The following is a 19,162-nucleotide window of genomic DNA, read 5'->3' on the forward strand; positions in this document are numbered from 1 at the left end:
TTTACCATGAGCGCACCGCGAGGACAGTTCAGTTCTAACTTCGGCTTCCTGATGGCCGCCGCCGGCTCTGCCGTCGGCCTCGGCAATATCTGGGGCTTTCCCACCAACGTCGCCGCCAATGGCGGTGCCGCGTTTGTGGTGATTTACCTGGTACTTGCCTTCCTGCTCGCCTACCCGGTGCTGATGGCGGAACTCGCCATCGGCCGCTACGCACGCAGCAACATGGTAAAAGCGTTGCGGGAGATTTCCCCGGGCCCGGTCAGCCGCGCCGCCGGTACCCTCACCGGTCTCGGTGGTATTCTCGTCGCCTCCCTGATTCTGAGCTTCTACGCCATCGTCGCCGGCTGGATGGTTGCCCATCTCGCAGACCCGGTTGCCTCACTGGTAGGCGCGAAGGAAGTCGCCGCCTGGATGACCGATGACAGCACCGCGCGCAACTTCACCTTTACCGCCATCTTCAGCGGCTTCACCATGCTGATTATTGCCAGCGGCGTGGAGAAAGGTATCGAGCGCTGGTCCACCCTGCTGATGCCGTCGCTGATCCTGTTGCTGCTGATGTTGATCGTGTACGTACTCGCGCAGCCCGGCGCCTTCCAGGGGCTCGAAGCCTACCTGATCCCGGATTTCAGCAAACTCTCGCCGGAGCTGCTGCTGTCCGCCATGGGCCAGGCGTTCTTCTCCCTGTCGCTGGGTGTGGGCACCATGCTGATTTACGGTTCCTACCTGAGCAAGGAAGAAAGTTTGCCGCGCCTCGGCGCTCTGGTCACCCTCATCGACGTTGGCATCGCGTTCACCGCCGGCCTGCTGATCCTGCCGGCCATGTATGTGGCCCAAGCCGCAGGCACCCAGATCTTCTCCGAGGCGGGCGACCTGATTGCCGGCCCGGGCCTGATCCTGCAGGTACTGCCGGCTCTGTTCGACAGCATGGGCACCGCCGGTCTGTTTGTCGCCATCGCCTTCTTCGCCCTGATGAGCATCGCTTCCCTCACCTCCTCCATTTCGATGTTGGAAGTGCCGGTAGCCTTCTCCATAGAAAGCCTGGGCCTGAAGCGCAAGCCCGCCACCCTGTTGATGGGCGCAATTATTTTCCTGATCAGCACCGTGATCATCCTTAATTTCGACAGCCTGTTCGGCTTGGTGATTTCCATCAGCACCGAATACGGCCAGCCGCTGCTGGGTGTAGCACTGTGCATCTTTGCCGGCTGGATCTGGCGCCGCGACCAGTTACTGATGGAGATGCAGGAAGGCCACGAAGGCATCGAGAACACCCTGTTCTGGAAAGTTTGGCCCTGGTACGTGCGCATCGTGTGCCCACTGCTGATCCTCGCGGCCTTCGCGCAGACTGTGCTGTAACGGCCTGATCCGGATTATCTGACCTAGAATACTCCTGATATTCCCTTGGGCTGCCCGCCGCGGCAGCCCAAACGCTCCCCCACTGCAACTGTTCCAACCGATCGTCTAGCGACGCTGCGTTTATGCCATCCAGAAAACCACCTTCGATCTTCCGCAACGCCACTCGCCGCAATACTGGTAAATCACCGCAAGGCGGCACCAGGAAACCATCGCAAGCGACACCCGAGGTGGAGATTGAGCGGTTTAGCCACGAGGTACGCGGCATTGCTCGCCACCAGGGCAAAACCGTATTTGTGGATAACGCCCTGCCGGGTGAAACGGTGCGTATCCGCTATACCGCCAACCGCGCCAAGTTTGATGAAGCGGTGGCCACCGAGGTACTGACAGCCTCCCCAGACCGGCAGACACCGCCCTGCCCCCACGCAGAAGCCTGCGGCGGCTGCGCGCTGCAACAGATGACACCTGCAGCGCAGATCGACGCCAAGCAACAGATCCTGCTGGATCAGCTCAGCCGATTTGCCAAAGCCACTCCCGAGCAGGTGTTACCGCCACTCACCGGCAGCACGCTCGGTTACCGCCGCAAGGCGCGCCTCGGCGTGCGTTTCGTAAAATCGAAAAGCGGCGGCAAGGCGAGCCTGGTGCTGGGCTTCCGTGAGAAAGGCTCCAACGACCTCACCGATGTTGAGCAGTGCCCGGTACTTCCCGCGGAAGCCTCTGCACTGATTCCGCAGTTGCGCGAGACCATCCTGCAGTGCGAGGGCCGTCGCAACATCTCGCACATCGAAATTGCCGCTGGCGAGAACCATACCGCACTGGTCATCCGCCACCTGCAGCCACTGTCTGAGGGCGACCGCAATTGCTGGCTGGACTTCGCCAAACAACATCAGCTGCACCTTTACCTGCAGGGTGAACAGGGCGATGCCAACACGCACAAGGCCTGGCCCGAGTCCGGCCCGGCGCGTTTGAACTATGCGTTACCCGCGTTCGACCTGACCCTGAATTTTCATCCGCAGGATTTCATTCAGGTGAATTTTGAAATCAACCGACAGATGGTTTCCCTGGCGCTGGAACTGCTGGATGTACAAGCGGAAGACCGGGTGCTGGACCTGTTCTGTGGCCTCGGCAACTTCACCCTGCCACTGGCCACCCGCGCGCGCGAAGTGGTTGGCGTGGAGGGGCTGTTTTCACTGACCGAGCGCGCGCGAGAAAATGCGTCTGCCAACGGCATCGACAATATCCGCTTCCAGGCCGCCGACCTGACCGAAGACTTCTCCCGCAGTCCCTGGGCGCGCGGCGGCTTCGACCGCATCCTGCTGGACCCGCCACGCAACGGCGCGCTGGAAGTGGTGCGCAAGATCGGCCAGTTCAACGCCAAGGCCATCCTGTACATTTCCTGCAACCCCGCCACCCTGGCGCGGGATACCGCGGAACTTATCCAACAGGGCTACGTCCTGCGTAAAGCCGGGGTAATGGACATGTTCCCCCACACCACCCACGTGGAATCCATCGCCCTGTTCGAAAAGGCCTGACCCAGTCAGGCCCTCCAGTTCACCTATAAGCACGTGAACAATACAGAACCGGCGGTCAATCTTTTTGCAAACACACCTATTGTGACAATCCTGCTTCCGGTATAATTACTAATACGCCTACGAGATTCGTAGACGCCGATTCCGGGGATGACTTGGATTCGACGCCGGTGACGAAACCATGGGTGCATGCCGTGAGGGTAGCGAATCACGTAAATCCAAAGCTGCATTTTATTAGTTGCCAACGACGACAACTACGGTGCCCAACTCGCTGCGTAAGCAGCTTGTGAAGCACTAACTAAGGGTTCGTCCCTTAGCGGCCCTCAGCAAGGTTCCAGTACCGCGCTGTTGGCTGTTATACAGAACTGGATCGCCGTGACACTTATCTGAGGTAGATCGGTTAAAACTTTTTCAGAATCGTCTGCTACGTCCTGCCCGTTGGGCTGTAGTGGATTAAATCAATAGACGGAACTAAGCATGTAGAGCCTCTGGCGGAGTGCTGACGGACGCGGGTTCGACTCCCGCCATCTCCACCAATCAAAGGTCTTAGATGGCCTCAAAAGCCGCAGCCTGAAAGGGCCTGCGGCTTTTTTGTGTCTATGAGGAACCAGGGCGTGTCGCTGCACTTGTTACTCTTAAATTCCTCGAGTGTACCAGGGTCATTTTCGCCCCCAAGGGCACAATCAACTACGAGGGGTCTGGTAAGCTCGCTGCACCACTGCCAACACCACCGCGGTTGTCCATCCAAACATGATGATACCGATGGCAGCCTGGAAGGATGACAATAGACGCAGGCTGCTCTCCAAGACGATATCGCCGAAGCCCAAGGTGGTGTAAGTCACCATGGAAAAGTAGAGCGCAGGTTCCGCTTCGCTGAATGCTCCGAGCCACCGATATACCCGCGCCCAGGTCATTACTTCAAGCACCGAAGCGAAAAACATGAGTAGTACCACGGCGGACACCACGATCGGTCTTCCAACAGGCAGCAAGGGATGTGCAGAATGCAATCCGGCAACATGACGGCTCCAACGAATTGCAATTGTCATCGCTACCGCATGTATCAGTGTATTCACCACCAGCAATGCCGATGCGATTAACAATGTTTTAATCAGCATTTTTCGCCTCAGCCATCTCTCACTCCTGAAATACCTTGCGCCAATATCCTGTGCGTTGCAGCATCTCTTCACGAGTTTCCGGTGGTACCAGTTCCAGTGGCGAAAGATTTTCTCGCACTTCCCAACCTCCACCAAGCGCTCGATAAACTTGCACCAGGCTGGCCGCTACCGCGCCGCGTGACTGCGCCAGTTGATCTTGCTGGTTCGCATCCGCGGTGAGTGTTGTGATCACCGTGTTAAAACCAACCAGCCCATTTGTGTATTGCGCTGTAGATAGTTCCACCGAGCGTCGGGATGCAGAGGCAGCGCGCTCGATCATAACCAGCTGCTGGTGTGATTTCAGGTACGCGACAATCGCATTTTCGGCGTCGACCTGGGCGTCCAGCACTGTTTGCCGATAATCTTCCAGCAGCTGCTGGAACCGGGCGTCCTGGAGGCGTACATTGCTGCGCAGTCGCCCGTAATTAAACAGATTCCAGACAAATCCGCCGGCAATGCTCCAGGTTTCAGTCTCACCTTCAAACAGCTGGCCGATTTCAGTGGCCCGCGAGCCGATTGCACCGGCAATCGAAAACGCTGGGTACAGATCTGCGCGCGCCACACCAATCTGTGCGCCCTGCGCTGCCAACAAACGCTCGGCCCCACGAATATCGGGCCGCTGGCGCAGTAAGTCCTGAGGCATGCCAATGGCGACTTGCGGAGGCGCGGAGGGAATTCCCTTGGCCACTTCCAGCATCGCCCCCAGACTACCCGGCGGGCGTCCGAGTAGCACACTGAGTGCGTTCTTTAATTGCTGCAACGTGCTTTCGAGCCCTGGCACAATCGCCTTGGTGTTGTACAGCAACGACTCGGCTTGCTCCGCGTCGAGGTCGCTCACTTCTCCGGCGTCTGCCTTCGCACGTGCGATATGAAAACTCTGGGATTGCAGCTGGATGTTTTGTTGCGCCACCTCCAGACGACTCTGTGTAGTACGGATCTGTATATAAATCTGTGCGACCTGTGCCACTAGTGAAACCAGCACGCCGTCATATGCTGCCACGCTCGCTTCCATAGATGCTGCAGCGGTGCGCACCTCGCCACGGAAACGCCCCCACATGTCGAGCTCCCAGGAAACATTAAATCCCACGTCGTAGTCTTCCAGGATAATATTGCTTTCTTTAAAGCGGGCGGCAGAGCCGGTGAGTTGCTGCAGCTGTGGGAATTGGTTCCCTACCGCAATGGCTAGCACTTGCTGTGATTGCATCACGCGTAATGTCGCGGAGCGCAAGCTGAGGTTTTGTTCAAGCGCTAACGCAACCAGCTCATCCAGCAGTGGGTCGGAAAATGCCTGTTCCCACCACAACGGCATCATCGGTGCGTTGCTACTGACCTCTGCAGCACCGTGCTCAATCCAATTATCAGCCACCGGGGCGGCGGGCGGTAGATAGTCCGGGCCCAATGTGCAGCCGGCCACCGCTACACTAATTGTCACAACGGTTGCCGCTAGTGGCGACAACACGCCTCTATTCGCAGCACCGTAATTAATGTGGCTCTGTAACACGGGCTGCATCATCCGTTTTTTCGGTTCCGCCGAAAACCTGCACGGAACAGCTGGTACCCACTCGCAGCATTACTCCATCCGGTACATCGTGCAGCGAAACTTTGACAGGGACTCGCTGGGCCAGTCGGATCCACTCGAAGGTGGGGCGCACTTCCGGAAGCAGGTCGCGCCCGGTGGTGCCATCCTGCTGGGCGATGCCCCAGCCAATACTCTCCACCCGTCCTTCTAGGGGCCGATCGGGGTAACTCATCAGGGTAACCCGTGCACGGTCGCCCGGCTGGATTCTCGCCAACGCGGTTTCACGAAAAAAGCCCTCGATCCAGTAGCTTTCGGTATCGACCAGTGCGAGCACCGGTTGGTTTGCCACCGCGTGGCTGCCAACGCGCAGGTTCAGGTTGGTGACATAACCGGAGACCGGCGCGGTGACGCGTGCAAACTCCACGTTCAGTTGCGCTTCGCGCACCGTTGCGCGTGCCGCTCGGATATTTGGGTTGGCAGCACCAAGTTCACCCAGTTTTGCGCGTGCCTCATCGAGCTGTGCCGATGCACTGGTAAAATTGGCGTGCGCCTGTATCAGTGCCGCTTCGGCCCCCTTGCGACGCTCCAGGGAAATTGTGTGCTGTGCCAGTGCACGCTCTACCTGCTTTTGGGATGTGGCGCGCTGCGGCAACAAGCGCTGCTGGCGCTGTAATTCCGCTTCATTTTTCTGAATCTCAGCATCGACCTCGTTAATCGTGATCTCCGCCCGCCGTACTGCGGCGCGTGCGACTTCAAGCTGAGCGGCCACCGATGCGACGTTTTGCTCCTGAGCGAGATAACTGTCATCGGTGCGATCGTACTCCGCACGGGCTCTTTCAAGCTGGGCGGAAAATGGGCGCGGATCAATTTGGAAAAGCAGCGCACCCTGTTCGATAAACTGATTATCCTTAATCCCCATCTCCACAACCTGCCCCGAAACATTCGGCGTAACTTGAATCACTGCTGCACGCACCTGACCATCCCTAGTCCAGGGATTCTGCAGGGAATACCGGTATTTGAGCAGCACAGCGAGGGCCGCGATCAGTACCACCAGGGATGTAAACAGTATTTTTCTTGGCACAGGTAAGATTCAGATTCCGATCAACAGGGTTCCTACAAGCAAGGTAAAAATCACACTCATACTGGTGAGTACCAACGCCGGGTGGACAAAGTGGCGAGAGAGTCGGTAGCGGTCCAACAATCGCGCGACAATAAGCGCCAGTACCACACCAAAGAAAGAGGCTATGAGCATCGGCGACAGGTAAACCCCGGCCAGTGATATCTCATGGGGTACGGGCATACTTATTCACCACTCACTATTCGAAGAAGTATTGCTCATCCCACAGACTCCAGTTAATTTCATCGGTCACCCGACACATCTCCACCAGCGTCTGCCCGATACCGCGCAGCAAGCCCGCGCGGCACAACCACTGCTCGATTTCGTCGGCGCTGGGCACACCGCGCTGCGCCACATCGCTGCGCACAGTGGATTCCATGTCATCCAGTAACTGCTGTAGGCGCATCGACAGCGCCTGATAATCCACCAGTTTTCCCCTCGAACCATTGAGTGACGCAGCCATCGCCGACAAGGCGTGTGCCACCGATTCTCGCCAGCGCTGCAAAATATCCGACTCTGCGCAACTTGCCGGACTCTGCGACGCCAGTGACAGCATGAAAAACGCCAGCGCACCCACTCGCTCCACGAGTGAATGCAATGCATCACGCGACTCATCGGGCAGCAGCCGTGCAGGCACGCGGGATGCCGACTCAGAAATTTTCACTGGAAGTGTAGTCAGTGATTGGGAGAGCGAATTTTCCCGCCAATCCTCACTTAATCTATCCTTGGGACGGCCGCCCACACGAGCGAAGTGCCCGGCAGAGAGAAAGAAGTGTCTGAGATGACGACGAAACACCTGTTCCGGTCGTGGTGAGGTGGGAATGTAGGCAGCCAGAGACAACAACAGGAGCACCAGGACAAATACCATGGCGATACTCACCACAGACATGAAGCTATACGTCTGGGCATTCTGAATACTGGTGACGGCGATAAACACGCACAAAATCAGTACTCTCACCCCCCTTGCCTCCGGGCTGGCAAAGAGCCTGCAAAGCACAAAGCTGAAACCAAACAGCAGTAAGCCCAACTGCCAGAATGCATGCAGCTTCGGCATGACGAGCAGATAGATCGGTGCCGCCAGTAGGATCGCCAGCAGCACGGGCACCAGCAGCCGTCGGGGGGGAACGTGCGGCGCTGTCGCCATCACCAGCGCAAAAACCCCGGTCAGAGTAACCAGGGTGGGCCCTGCTGGTACACCTTCGACATAAATGTATATCAGATAGGCAGCCCACAGTGAGCCGATCACCCGCAGGGTTGCTATCAGGCGATCGCGGTCCAGGGTCCAATGGCTGGCGACGCTTCGCGGCTTATCGTTTCCCTCCAAAGCGGTCACATCTCCTGCGGACAGGGCGACCGACCGATGGCCATTAATATCTGCGCGCAACGACAACAGCGCCCGACTCAGCGTGTCCAATTGAATAAATTGGCGGCGAATCATCGCGAGATTCCCGGCATCATAAAGTGACAGCGAATCCCTGCCAGATTTTTCCACACCCAAAGCGAACGTTTTTTCCACAGAAGCGACGTGACCGGAGTCCGGTGGCGTCGCGAGCACATCGAATCGCCTCTGCATGCTCTGATCAAAGTCCGGTTGTGACGGAATCAGCGCTTGTATCTGCTGCAGGGTGCGCCCCGGGGCAAGCAGGGCCAGCTGTTCCAGGCACTCGGTCAGCGTTTTGCAGTGAGCGACATATTGCTGCCACTCTGCACGCACCTCCCAAATGTCGTAACTGTCGGCGATGGCCGCGTTGAGGAGGCTGTCCAAACTGCGATGCGCTGCGGCCAAGTCCCCTAGCTGGGCCCTCGTTTTGGCCATATTCGCTGGTCCGTGTCGCTCAACAACGATTTTCTGGTAAAGCGCACGTTGCTTCTGGTGCAGCGCTGCAACAGCATCGCGAAAGTCGTCAGCGCTACGGCAGGGCCAAAGCAGCATCGCCACCAAACTGTAAATCAACACACCCAGACCGGTTTGCTGCGCACGCAATACAGCAGTATCAAATGCGCTATCGTGTGACGTCGCTGCACCGACACAAATTATCACACTGGAAAAACCACAGACCTGCCAGAAATACCCACGTGTGGAACCCAGCATCAAATACGCACAGCACCCTACCCACAGAGAGAGTGCGGTCATGAACAGCCAGCGATCCTGAGGGAAGAGCCCTACCAGCACCAGAGCCGCAATCGCGGCGACCAGCGTGCCCAGTATGCGCATCGCCCCCTTATTCAGAGAAAGGCCAAGGGAGCTCAGGCTGACTACCGCAACCGCCAGGCCCGCCCACATGGGCTTTTCCCAATTGGCCTGTAGCGCGATCCAGTAGGTCAGCACCAATGCCAACGCCGTTTTTACAGCCTCACGAGTGGCTGCAGACCGCAACGCATTGGAGATTGTTGTCGTAACCATCGTTAACGCGGAGCCTTGTCCGATCGCGCGTCATCACGTCCCAATCGCGTAGCGAAGGAGTTCGCGGTGATACCGTGTGCGATGACGCTGAGCAAAATGGTGACGCATACCGTCAGGGTCAGTGTGTCGTTCCCCGGCAGGCTCTGATCCAGCACCATGACACCAAACACAATACTCGCGAGGCCCCTTGGTCCGAACCAGCCCATAAACAGTTTCTCCCGAACACTGGATCCGGTACCGGTGAGGCACAAATAGACCGGAAGCATACGTATCACGGTCAAACTCAACAGTGCGTACAGCACCACTTCCCAGCTCAACTGTGCCAGTGCCTTGCCGACTACCCCCGCACCAAATGCTACCCAAGTCAGCAGCGCCAAGACGTCCCCGGTACCCTCGGCAGCCATCAGCAGGTCATGCTTCTCTGCCCGTGCGAGCCATCCAAACAGCAGCCCACCACTAAATGCCGCGATAAAACCACTACCCCCAACCCATTGGGCGGTGCCAAAACACCCGAGAGCCATAGTGATCACCGGCAACTGCTGCCAGGTATCGAGGATCCAGCCCCGGCGGATCGCCGCGCGTAACAAGCTGGTTAATGCTGCGGTCAAACCGATTCCCACCAGCAGCCCGATACCCAGCTCTTCAAGCACCAACTTGAGCGCCAACGCTCCGGGAGCTTCCGCAGCCGCCTCTCCGGTCGCCAAAGCGAGGAACACTAAAAGGATCGGCACACAGATGCCGTCGTTAAGGCCACTTTCCGCGTTGAGCCCCTGACGAATATACGACGGCACTGCCGGGTTCGAGACGACAGCCTTGCCGAGCGCAGCATCAGTAGGCGCCAAAATGGTGGCGAGTACCGCCGCTTCAAAAAATGACAGATGGGGAAAAAGGAAGACACCGGACAGAATGCCCAGCGCGATGGTCAGCGGCAAACCGATTAGCAGCAGCCGTTGGGGGACCGCAATGGTGTGCCGCAACACCTTGAGGTCGGACTTGGCCGCATCGGAAAATAGAACCAGCGCCAAGGTCAATTCCGCGATTGTACGCAGGTTGCCCGAATCTACCTCGAAGTGCAGTAATCCCAACCCCCATGCGCCAAACGCCAGTCCAAACAGCGTATAAACCAGCGCGCCATTAATCGGTGTGCGATCTGCGCGCCCACTGACGATGCCGTACAGAAAAACAAACAGCGCCAGAATAGAAAGATCTACATAGTGCATGGGACTTCCCGTGTCCTCTTCATCCGCTGCCGAGGAAACAAGGAATGTGAATCAACGACGGCTCTCGACAATATCGAGCTTAGCGCACTCGGTGAACGGGTGTCGTTTAGCGGTATTCGTCCAACAGCGGTGACATATCCGCCCGACCGATTTCGCCTCCGTCCCGCGACCGGACCGACGCTCGCCTCCCCCAACGACAGCCACTCGGTGAAGCCCCGTTGACGGTATTTACTTTTGAGTTTTTTTGCGCGAACCCCACAGGCTCAATACCCTGCATATAAGGCACGCCTGGCTGCAAGGTTCCCGCCCACAAATCCACTCATCATTTGCATAGAACTTCTGACATTATTGAGACGTCAAAGCATGTCTAGGATACTAAGTGCCTGCCGCACCAACCTTCCCGGCTATTTACAACAGTACAACTCAAATAAGTGAATCATGACGCGACTGAGAAATATCCCACTGGCAACACTCCTGACCCGCTGGGTCTACCCCGCTGTCATTGCCATGATGGCGCTGGCACTGTGGCAATATCCAACTTGGTTTGGCCAGGAGATACCCTACCAGACCGCGGCTGAGCAAGAGGAACTGCCGGACTATGGCAGGGCTGAACGGGAAACGGTGGCGAGAGAGTTTCGCGCGGCCTGGGTTGCCACGGTGGCGAATATTGACTGGCCCAGTGCGCCAGGCCTGCCGGTAGCGCAGCAGCAACAGGAGGCCATCGTCTTACTGGATAAGGTGGCCGCGGCAAATATGAATGCGGTGATTTTTCAGGTTCGCCCGCAGGCCGACGCCCTGTATGTCAGTGAGCTGGAGCCCTGGTCTTACTACCTCTCCGGCGAACAGGGCAAAGCGCCAGAGCCGCTCTATGACCCCCTCGCCTTCTGGATAGAGCAGGCTCACCTGCGCGGCCTTGAGCTGCACGCTTGGGTGAACCCATACCGCGCCCACCACACCCAGGGCGGCCCGGTATCTGAGCACTCCATCGTCAACACAAAGCCGGAGCTGACCGCAAAGTTAGCCAACGGCATGTACTGGATGGAACCCACCCGGGAAGAAACCATTGCGCATTCCTTATCCGTCATCACCGACATTGTGCGGCGCTACGATATCGATGGCATTCACTACGATGATTATTTCTACCCCTACCCTTCCTACAACGAAGGTGCCCCCTTTCCGGACCAAGATAGCTATGCGGCCTATCAACAGCAAGGCGGGCGGCTTGGCGTATCCGATTGGCGCCGGGCGGCGGTGAATCGCTTTGTCAAAGACATCTACCGCGAAGTAAAACGTATCAAATCCCACGTAAAAGTGGGTGTCAGCCCCTTCGGTATCTGGCGACCCAAATACCCGGAGACCATCGCCGGCTTTGATCAGCATGAGCAGCTCTATGCCGATGCCCGTCTTTGGCTGAACGAAGGCTGGTTGGATTACTTCACGCCACAGCTGTACTGGAATATCAACCGGGTACAACAGAGTTTCCCCATGCTGCTGGCCTGGTGGCAGGGTGAGAACCATCAGCAGCGCCACTTGTGGCCCGGTTTGAGCAGCAATCAGGTGGAAACGAATCGGGGCTCAGACGAAATCATTAACCAGATTCTGTTTACCCGCGCACTCCTGCAAGAACAAACCGGCCAAGTTTTCTGGAACGTGAAAACGGTGAGTGAAAATCCCAGGTTTGCGCAGTTGCTGAAAGATACCGTGTTTTATCACCAAGCACTGGTACCCGCTTCGCCATGGCTGGACAGTACAGCCCCTTTGCCACCGGAGGTGCGCTATCAGTCAAACACCGACGGGCTGAGTGTCAGCTGGCAACCTCGCGGTGATGAAGCGGCGTCCCGCTGGTTGCTGTACTACCAAGCGCGCAACAAGTGGCGCTATCGGATTTTTAACAAAGACATCCTCAGCCATCAATTCAGGCAACAGGATGAGGTCACAGCCATTGCGGTTGTCGCGGTGGATCGAAATGGCTTGGAGAGTGAGCGAATTGACCAGCAGATAGCTGGTCGTTAATTCATGATTTAAAAGCTAGTCCGGCTGCTTTCCAGCCGATGGCGCGGCGACGGCACTGGACTCTACTGAGGACTGCACAGGAGCTGCGAGGGCGGTTGCGAGCGCTTTCTGAAAGATGTCCCATACGGTAATAAAAACGCCGGTGATGACCGGTCCAATGATCAACCCGGCTGCGCCGAACATAGCAAGACCGCCAAAGGTGCCGATCAGTACCATTAGATCGTTCAGTTGGGCTTCGCGACCAACTAACCACGGACGAAGCAAGTTATCTGCCAAACCAACCACAATTGCGCACCAAGCGGCTAATCCGATTGCACTAACGGTTTCTCCGGAAAATGCTAAATAAATGACCGCAGGAACCCATATGATGGAGGGCCCGACGGCCGGAATAATCGAGGCGAAGGCCATCACTACGCCCCAAAATGCTGCCGACTGGATGCCTACGATCGAAAATGCAATGCCACCCAAGGCACCCTGTACTACCCCGATCACCAAAGTCCCCTTTATGGTCGCACGGCTCACGGAGACCACTCTATCGACCAGGCGATTTTGAGCGTCGATCGTCAACCCGGTGTAGTGGGCAAGCTGCGCCAGCACGGTCGTCTTCTCCTGCAGGAAGAACACCATTGCATACGCCATGACGAAAAGGCTCAGGAAGAAATGCGCGGTTCCCCTGGTGGCCGCGGAAACAATAGACAAGAAGAGTGAAGCCAGCCTACCCGCAAGCTCGCCCGCCTTCGCCGCGATCTGTGGGCCGAGTGCTTCGAGTTTTTCCCTAAACGGAACCCAGTCGGGGAGCTGGATTGTCGTCCAGTCCGTGTCCAGTCGCTGAATAAAACCACCGAGTCCCGCGACCAGATCACTGGCTTGGGTTGCGGCAATAAATACGATTGCGAGCGTCGGCACCAATACGCCTATCAGTAAGATGATAAGGGTGATGACAGCGGCAACCCCGTGACGCCCCCCGACGGCAGTACTTACTTTTGCCTGAAGGGGCGCTGCCATCGCGCTAAAGATTGCAGCGAGTAAGAGCGCGACAAGAAAGTCCCGAATCATGCCGACGAAAAGCGCAGAAATCGCTAACGTAGCGAGGCCTGTGGCCAACAGTGTTACACGAGCAGGGCTTGTAGCGACGTCGGGCATCGTTAAGCGTTCCTCTGGCACCTGAGGTGCGTTTTAAGCCAACTGATCAGGGCCAACCTCTACCACCAGCTTGCCGAAGTTTTCACCTTGCAGTAAGCCAATGAAAGCCGTTACTGCATTTTCAAGGCCCGTCACTTTGTCTTCCCTGTATTTGATTTTCCCCGACATCAACCAGGGCACCATGGCCTGCTGGAATTCTTCGTAGCGGTGCCCGTAGTCATCAAATACGATAAAGCCCTGCATCTTGGCACGCTTCACCAATAGATTGCCCATCAGCATCGGCATGCGATCCGGACCCGGGGGTAAATCCGTGGCATTGTATTGGGCAATCAATCCACACAGCGGAATGCGAGCCTTGGGATTTAGTAACGGCAGCACCGCATCAAACACCTTGCCGCCGACGTTTTCATAGTACACATCAATGCCGGCCGGACAGGCTTTGGCAAGCTGCTCGCCCAGATCACCGGCATGGTGATTCAGGCAGGTATCAAAGCCGAGTTCCTTCACTGCGTAGTCGCACTTCTCCTGGCTACCGGCAATGCCCACCACGTGGCAACCCTGGATCTTGCCAATCTGGCCCACCAGGCTGCCCACCGCACCCGTCGCTGCAGCAACAACGAGGGTTTCACCGGCTTTGGGCTGGCCGATATCCATCAGGCCCATATACGCGGTTAACCCGGGCATACCCAATACACCCAAACCATAGGATGGATTGGGCATAGCGCTATCCAGTTTGATGACGCCTTCACCATCCGAGAGGCTATAGTCTTGCCAGCCGCCAAAGGCCACCACCAGGTCGCCCTTAGCAAAACCTGGATGTTTCGATTCCTCCACTCGGCAGATACTGCCACCCACCATCACCTCACCAATCGCAACAGGTTCCGCATAGGACTTCGCATCGCTCATGCGCCCGCGCATATAAGGATCGAGCGATAAGTAAATGGTGCGCAACAGTATTTGTCCTTCGCCTGGGGTCGGTACCGCCGCTTCTAATAAATTGAAATTGGCTGGGGTCGGTGCACCGTGCGGACGAGACGCCAGGGTGATTTGACGATTTATGTCGCGGCTTTGATTCATCTAGGCACCTTTATTCTGCACTGGGAAGGCTGGAGCACAGGACCTTTCTATTTGGCACTTGCTCGCGCGAATTTCTCACATAATGAACCTAGCAGAGACTTAGACATTGTCACCTTCGGGAAAAGTAAGTCCATCCCGCGGCGCAAATATCCAGCCCTCACCGGCGGGGGTATCCGCATCCGGGAAGCACAGTGCATCCGGCTCGCAATGGAACAACCAGGCGACGAGTGCACATAACAGGGCATCGCGTTTGTCTTCGTGGTCGATGCCAAATATATAGCCGGCCATATCCCACTCATCCACTGCGGACTTGGCAGGCTTGGTCCGGAAGTCTTTTAGTAGGTTGCGCACCAATGGCGATGGTTTGCATGCGGATGGATAGGCTTCAAACGCACTGAGTGCAGAGCCACCCTGCCAGACGCCGGCAGTGGTGATTTCAGGGGCGAAACGGGCGAGTACATGCATGCCTTTGGTGGCCTGGCTGCCGATCATATCTTTGACGGGAGACAGTGGCCGCAGGCCATGGCGAAACAGGAATTGCTCGGTGTGGCGAAACAGGTAGGGGTTTGTGGCCGACTCATTAATTACGCCGGCTGCGAGGCCACCAGTGACCAGCTGCTGGAAGGCTTGCGAGAAGCCGAGAGGGGTATCAATTGCCAGTATTACCGGCGGCAAGTCACCAGCAGGCTCGACGCCACAGCAATCGAGCAACGTGCGGCACCACACTTGGGTGGAGTCGGCCTCGTTGATAACGGCCCGCAGGTTGCCGCGCCAGGGACGACCGAGGACATTGCGCCCACGGTCCAGAACAACCAGCGCATCGCGGCTGTTAGCGTTGTTATCGCAGTTCCAGCCGCCTACATCCCAGCCGATAAACAGCGCTTCAGAATCCTTATCCGTGTGCATTGCTTCCAGTTCAGGCCAACATTGACACTCCTAGGATAAAGGAAGCTGAGGCGGTGGGCGGCTAAAACCGTGACTTAGCGGCCTTTTTCTTTGCGGATTTCCTCAATGAAATCGACGGTGATCTCTGTAACACCCCGCTCACGCGCGGCGGCTTCCACTTTCTTCTTTACGGTGCCGCGTACAAACACCGGGACAAAGTCCATCGACAGTTCCGCGGCCATATCCCACTTGATCTCAGACTCACTCATAGCAAAACTCACTTACACATAATTTGTCAGGTTAGGTATATCACCGGGACCGTCGGCTCTGAACAGATGGCGGGCTCGATTACCGCTATCAAGCCATCGCGGGGACTGTGCTGCCATGCGGTTTGTCAAAAACCCCTGTGGAAACCTCCTTGGCGCCGGAATATGGGCGACGGTGTCTATACTCGAGTCACAATTAAGCCCCCCACGTACCGCAAGCTACCGGAAGAGCCGCCTGTGCCCATTTCACACAATATCCGATGCCCGCTTCTCGCCCTGTGCTTTGTTTCCGGCCTCTCGGCGACTTACCCGCTACACGCCGCAGACGACGCACCGAAACACTTCGACCCGCTGGGCAAGCCGCCGTCAGAGCATACGCTCAAGGTGATTGCCGAAGACAGCGCCAACCTGCCATTCGACGACAAGCGCGACTTTGACGAAGCCAATAAAGGGTTTATCGCCAAGCCGGACAACTGGAAGGTAACCGGCCCGGAAGGCAATGTGGTGTGGGACCTCGACCGTTACGACTTCTTCCGCAGTGACAAGGATTTCCCGAGTATTCATCCGTCGCTGCAGCGGGTGTCCCGGCTGAATATGAAAGTGGGCCTGTTCGAGGTCATTCCCGGTTTCTACCAGGTGCGCGGTTTCGACCTTGCCAATATCACCTTTGTACGCGGTAAGACCGGCTGGATCGTATTGGACCCGTTGACGGCACCGGAGACGGCGGCCGCAGCAAAGGCACTGGTGGATGCGGAGCTGGGCGAGCGCCCAATCGTGGCGGTGGTGTATTCCCACTCCCACGTTGACCACTGGGGTGGCGTGCGCGGTATCGTCGATGAGAAAGACGTGGAAGCGGGTAAGGTGAAAATCATTGCACCGCGCGGCTTTATGAAACATGCGGTGTCGGAAAACGTGTTTGCCGGCAATGCCATGAACCGACGGGTGCAGTATCAGTACGGCACGCAACTACCCGCCAGCCCGTATGGCCACGCCGGCCAGGGCCTGAATATGAACGTCGCCAATGGCGCGACCGGCCTGATCCAACCCACCACAATCATCGAAGAGGATTTTGAAACGCTGACGGTGGATGGCGTGGAAATGGAATTCATGAATACGCCGGGCGGCGAAGCGCCCTCGCAGGCGCATATCTGGTTCCCCAAGAACAAGGTCTACTGGACCGGGGAAGACGTGACCGGTGTTTTCCACAATGTGTACACCCTGCGCGGCGCATTGGTGCGCGACCCGCATTTATGGTCGCAGCATATCAACCGCGCGCTGTACCGCTACGGACGCAATGCCGATGTGATGATCGCCTCCCACCACTGGCCACGCTGGGGCAATGAGCGCGTACAGGAAGTGCTGCGTGGGCAACGCGACCTCTACGCCAACATGAACAATTACTCTCTGTTTCACGCCAACCAGGGCGTTACCATCAACCAGATTCACAATGTGTTCGAAACCCCCGAGGGTATCGCCAAGCAGTGGTACAACCGCGGCTATCACGGTTCACCGGAGCACAATAGCCGCGCAGTGATTAATCGCTACCTGGGATACTGGGATGGCAACCCCGCCACATTGATTCCATTGTCGCCTGCAGACGCTGCCCCGCTCTATGTGAAGATGATGGGCGGCTCCGACAAAATTCTGCGCGAGGGGCAAAAGCTGCACGATGCGGGCGACTACTTCCTTGCACAGGAGATTCTCGACAAGCTGGTACAGGCAGAACCCAATAATCGCGATGCGCGACTGCTACTGGCCGATGTATGGGAGCAGATTGGTTACCAGCAGGAAAACCCCGGCCTGCGCAACAGTTTTTTGCAGGGTGCTTATGAACTGCGCAACGGTTTGCCCGAGGGTGCTCCGCCCAGCACCAGCAGCCCCGACGTTATTCGTGCGATGACTACCGGGCAGTTCCTGGATTTTCTCGGCGTACGGCTTGATCCCGGTAAGGTAGAAGATCTCGGCTTCCGTATGACCCTCATAACACCGGACAACGATGAGAAGTATGCGATTGAGTTATCCGACGGCACACTGACCAACATCGAAGGCTTCGAAGTCGATGACCCAGACGTGACCTTACGCATCAATCGCTCAGACCTCGAGCAGATCATGATGGGCAAAAGGACTCTCAAAGCGGCGATTGAAGACGGCACAGCCAAGGCGGATGGCAACGTACAACTGCTGTATCAGCTCGGCCAGGCGCTAGTCACATTTACGCCGAACTTCCCCATGATCCCGAGCAAAGAATCAGAGGCGGTACGCAAGCAAAACCCGTATGAGGCGGTAATCGAGTTGCCGGGCGAGTAACGTATTCCATCCAAAGTCACCGCCCCGACCTGAGACGCTCAATTCCAAAGTTGCTTCAAGTCGATGGAGGTCCAGTCGCTGAAGTAATCGGGTACTGGAACCTTCAGCCACAGGGTGCGCTGTGCGACATCGGTCACCATTTGGTGGGTGGTTAAATCCGCATCCTGCTTGATCGGCTTGGTCGACCCACCATCAGCCGCGAAAGTGCCATCATCATTGAACAGGCGCAGGTCCATCAGTTCGCGCACCTTGTCCGCGTCTACCGCGCCGGTATTCTCTTTCAGGCGTTCGGTCATATTCGCAAAACGGCGCAGGGAATTACTCACCGTCTCGCGCTTACCCAGCCCCCAGTGCTCCCCCATAAATGAATTCACCACCACCAGCGAATGATCATCGGGCGAGCGCAGGCGGTTGCCACCAAGGGAAGAACACTCCATGGACGCACCGCGGTGCTCATCGCCGATCGAGAGGATCATGGAGGTGCTGGTCAGGATGCCGTTCAGGCGCGTCACAAGGCTCGACAGTGTGTGCGCCTCACTCATCATGTCCGTCAGCTCGTTAAGAATTGAAGGCCGCTCCACATAAACAACAGAGCCGCCCATACTCGTGCCATCGTGCACATCCAGATACACCCCGTGTTCGTTAATCACGGTAAACGGACAATACATGCCGGGCCAGCCGAGCGCGGCAAAGCGATAAGAACCGTCGGTGGGCTTGCGTACGGTTAGTACCTGCGGAAATTCATTGAAGGTTTCACTCCAGTCCATATTGCGCCCGATATACATATTTCCGTTGGCGGAATGTTTGCCCCAAGACAGGATCGAGGTACACCCGGCGAAGGAATGGCACTTGGACTGGAAGATGCCATATTCCATCACCTGATCGAGCATACAGACATTCTCGGTCGGCCAGGATGAACCTTCCGCAACGCCGTCGTACCACTGGCGGTTACGCGTCGAACAGGAAACGTAGGCACGGCGCGCCCAACGCTGCATTTCCTCTTGCGTGAGCATCCCAGAATCCAGCTGGGGCTTTAACAGTATTTCCCAGGTTTTTTGCATGGCATCCACCATCAGGGCGCCGTATTGCACACCCATATCGTAGGAGCTACCAGAGAGAACCGGTATCAGGAAGCCGTTTTTCTCGTACAGTTTTCCCATGCCAGATTGATTCAGTAA

Annotated in this window: 15 protein-coding genes and 1 other RNA gene; 5 read left to right on the forward strand and 11 right to left on the reverse strand. The window is 57.0% G+C overall.

The features are described 5' to 3' along the window. Positions 1–6 precede the first annotated feature (6 nt). The 3 genes from LCM31_RS01945 (at position 7) to ssrA (ending at position 3,415) form a co-directional block, all read left to right on the forward strand. The gene (locus tag LCM31_RS01945) at positions 7–1,353 is read left to right on the forward strand and encodes a sodium-dependent transporter (RefSeq protein WP_224867084.1); all 1,347 of its coding nucleotides are present in this window, start codon (positions 7–9) and stop codon (positions 1,351–1,353) included. 122 nt (positions 1,354–1,475) lie between these two features. Beyond that, positions 1,476–2,882, forward strand: a complete 1,407-nt coding sequence (rlmD, locus tag LCM31_RS01950) for a 23S rRNA (uracil(1939)-C(5))-methyltransferase RlmD (protein ID WP_224867086.1) — start codon at positions 1,476–1,478, stop codon at positions 2,880–2,882. 143 nt (positions 2,883–3,025) lie between these two features. Further along, positions 3,026–3,415, forward strand: a transfer-messenger RNA (tmRNA) gene (gene ssrA, locus LCM31_RS01955). Between the two features lie 147 nt (positions 3,416–3,562). Here ssrA and LCM31_RS01960 read toward each other — a convergent pair. The 6 genes from LCM31_RS01960 to LCM31_RS01985 are packed head-to-tail and all read right to left on the reverse strand — an operon-like array spanning position 3,563 to position 10,293. Further along, on the reverse strand, positions 3,563–3,994 hold the full coding sequence (locus tag LCM31_RS01960) for an ion channel (RefSeq protein ID WP_224867088.1): 432 nt from the start codon (positions 3,992–3,994) through the stop codon (positions 3,563–3,565). Positions 3,995–4,013: 19 nt separating this feature from the next. Further along, complete coding sequence (locus LCM31_RS01965) at positions 4,014–5,465, reverse strand: efflux transporter outer membrane subunit (protein WP_224867090.1); 1,452 nt, start codon at positions 5,463–5,465, stop codon at positions 4,014–4,016. 49 nt (positions 5,466–5,514) lie between these two features. Beyond that, on the reverse strand, positions 5,515–6,633 hold the full coding sequence (locus LCM31_RS01970; RefSeq protein ID WP_224867092.1) for an HlyD family secretion protein: 1,119 nt from the start codon (positions 6,631–6,633) through the stop codon (positions 5,515–5,517). 9 nt (positions 6,634–6,642) lie between these two features. After that, the gene (locus LCM31_RS01975) at positions 6,643–6,852 is read right to left on the reverse strand and encodes a DUF1656 domain-containing protein (protein WP_224867094.1); all 210 of its coding nucleotides are present in this window, start codon (positions 6,850–6,852) and stop codon (positions 6,643–6,645) included. A 16-nt stretch (positions 6,853–6,868) separates the two neighbouring features. Next, positions 6,869–9,073, reverse strand: coding sequence for an FUSC family protein (locus LCM31_RS01980; protein WP_224867096.1), 2,205 nt, complete (start codon positions 9,071–9,073; stop codon positions 6,869–6,871). Between the two features lie 2 nt (positions 9,074–9,075). Next, positions 9,076–10,293: a cation:proton antiporter gene (locus LCM31_RS01985; protein WP_224867099.1), complete on the reverse strand. Its 1,218-nt coding sequence runs from the start codon at positions 10,291–10,293 to the stop codon at positions 9,076–9,078. Between the two features lie 438 nt (positions 10,294–10,731). On the opposite strand from LCM31_RS01985, the gene LCM31_RS01990 reads away from it, so the two are divergent. Further along, positions 10,732–12,306 (forward strand): glycoside hydrolase family 10 protein, encoded by a 1,575-nt coding sequence (locus LCM31_RS01990; protein WP_224867101.1) that lies wholly within the window; start codon positions 10,732–10,734, stop codon positions 12,304–12,306. A 15-nt stretch (positions 12,307–12,321) separates the two neighbouring features. On the opposite strand, the gene LCM31_RS01995 is transcribed toward LCM31_RS01990, so the two are convergent. From LCM31_RS01995 to LCM31_RS02010, 4 genes are all read right to left on the reverse strand, one after another. Then, positions 12,322–13,449: an AI-2E family transporter gene (locus tag LCM31_RS01995; protein WP_224867104.1), complete on the reverse strand. Its 1,128-nt coding sequence runs from the start codon at positions 13,447–13,449 to the stop codon at positions 12,322–12,324. Between the two features lie 33 nt (positions 13,450–13,482). Then, complete coding sequence (locus LCM31_RS02000) at positions 13,483–14,526, reverse strand: NADP-dependent oxidoreductase (RefSeq protein WP_224867106.1); 1,044 nt, start codon at positions 14,524–14,526, stop codon at positions 13,483–13,485. Between the two features lie 99 nt (positions 14,527–14,625). After that, the gene (locus LCM31_RS02005) at positions 14,626–15,432 is read right to left on the reverse strand and encodes a hypothetical protein (protein WP_224867108.1); all 807 of its coding nucleotides are present in this window, start codon (positions 15,430–15,432) and stop codon (positions 14,626–14,628) included. A gap of 74 nt (positions 15,433–15,506) precedes the next feature. Continuing rightward, positions 15,507–15,680 (reverse strand): hypothetical protein, encoded by a 174-nt coding sequence (locus tag LCM31_RS02010; protein WP_224867110.1) that lies wholly within the window; start codon positions 15,678–15,680, stop codon positions 15,507–15,509. A 234-nt stretch (positions 15,681–15,914) separates the two neighbouring features. On the opposite strand from LCM31_RS02010, the gene LCM31_RS02015 reads away from it, so the two are divergent. Continuing rightward, complete coding sequence (locus LCM31_RS02015) at positions 15,915–17,984, forward strand: alkyl/aryl-sulfatase (RefSeq protein ID WP_224867112.1); 2,070 nt, start codon at positions 15,915–15,917, stop codon at positions 17,982–17,984. Between the two features lie 38 nt (positions 17,985–18,022). Here LCM31_RS02015 and LCM31_RS02020 read toward each other — a convergent pair whose 3' ends face one another. Then, positions 18,023–19,144 carry a C45 family autoproteolytic acyltransferase/hydolase gene (locus LCM31_RS02020; RefSeq protein ID WP_224867114.1) on the reverse strand — a complete coding sequence of 374 codons (1,122 nt, stop codon included), beginning with the start codon at positions 19,142–19,144 and terminating at the stop codon, positions 18,023–18,025. Positions 19,145–19,162 lie beyond the last annotated feature (18 nt).

It is taken from the genome of Microbulbifer agarilyticus (genome assembly GCF_020171345.1).
In the GTDB taxonomy this organism is placed as follows: Bacteria; Pseudomonadota; Gammaproteobacteria; order Pseudomonadales; family Cellvibrionaceae; genus Microbulbifer; species Microbulbifer agarilyticus_D.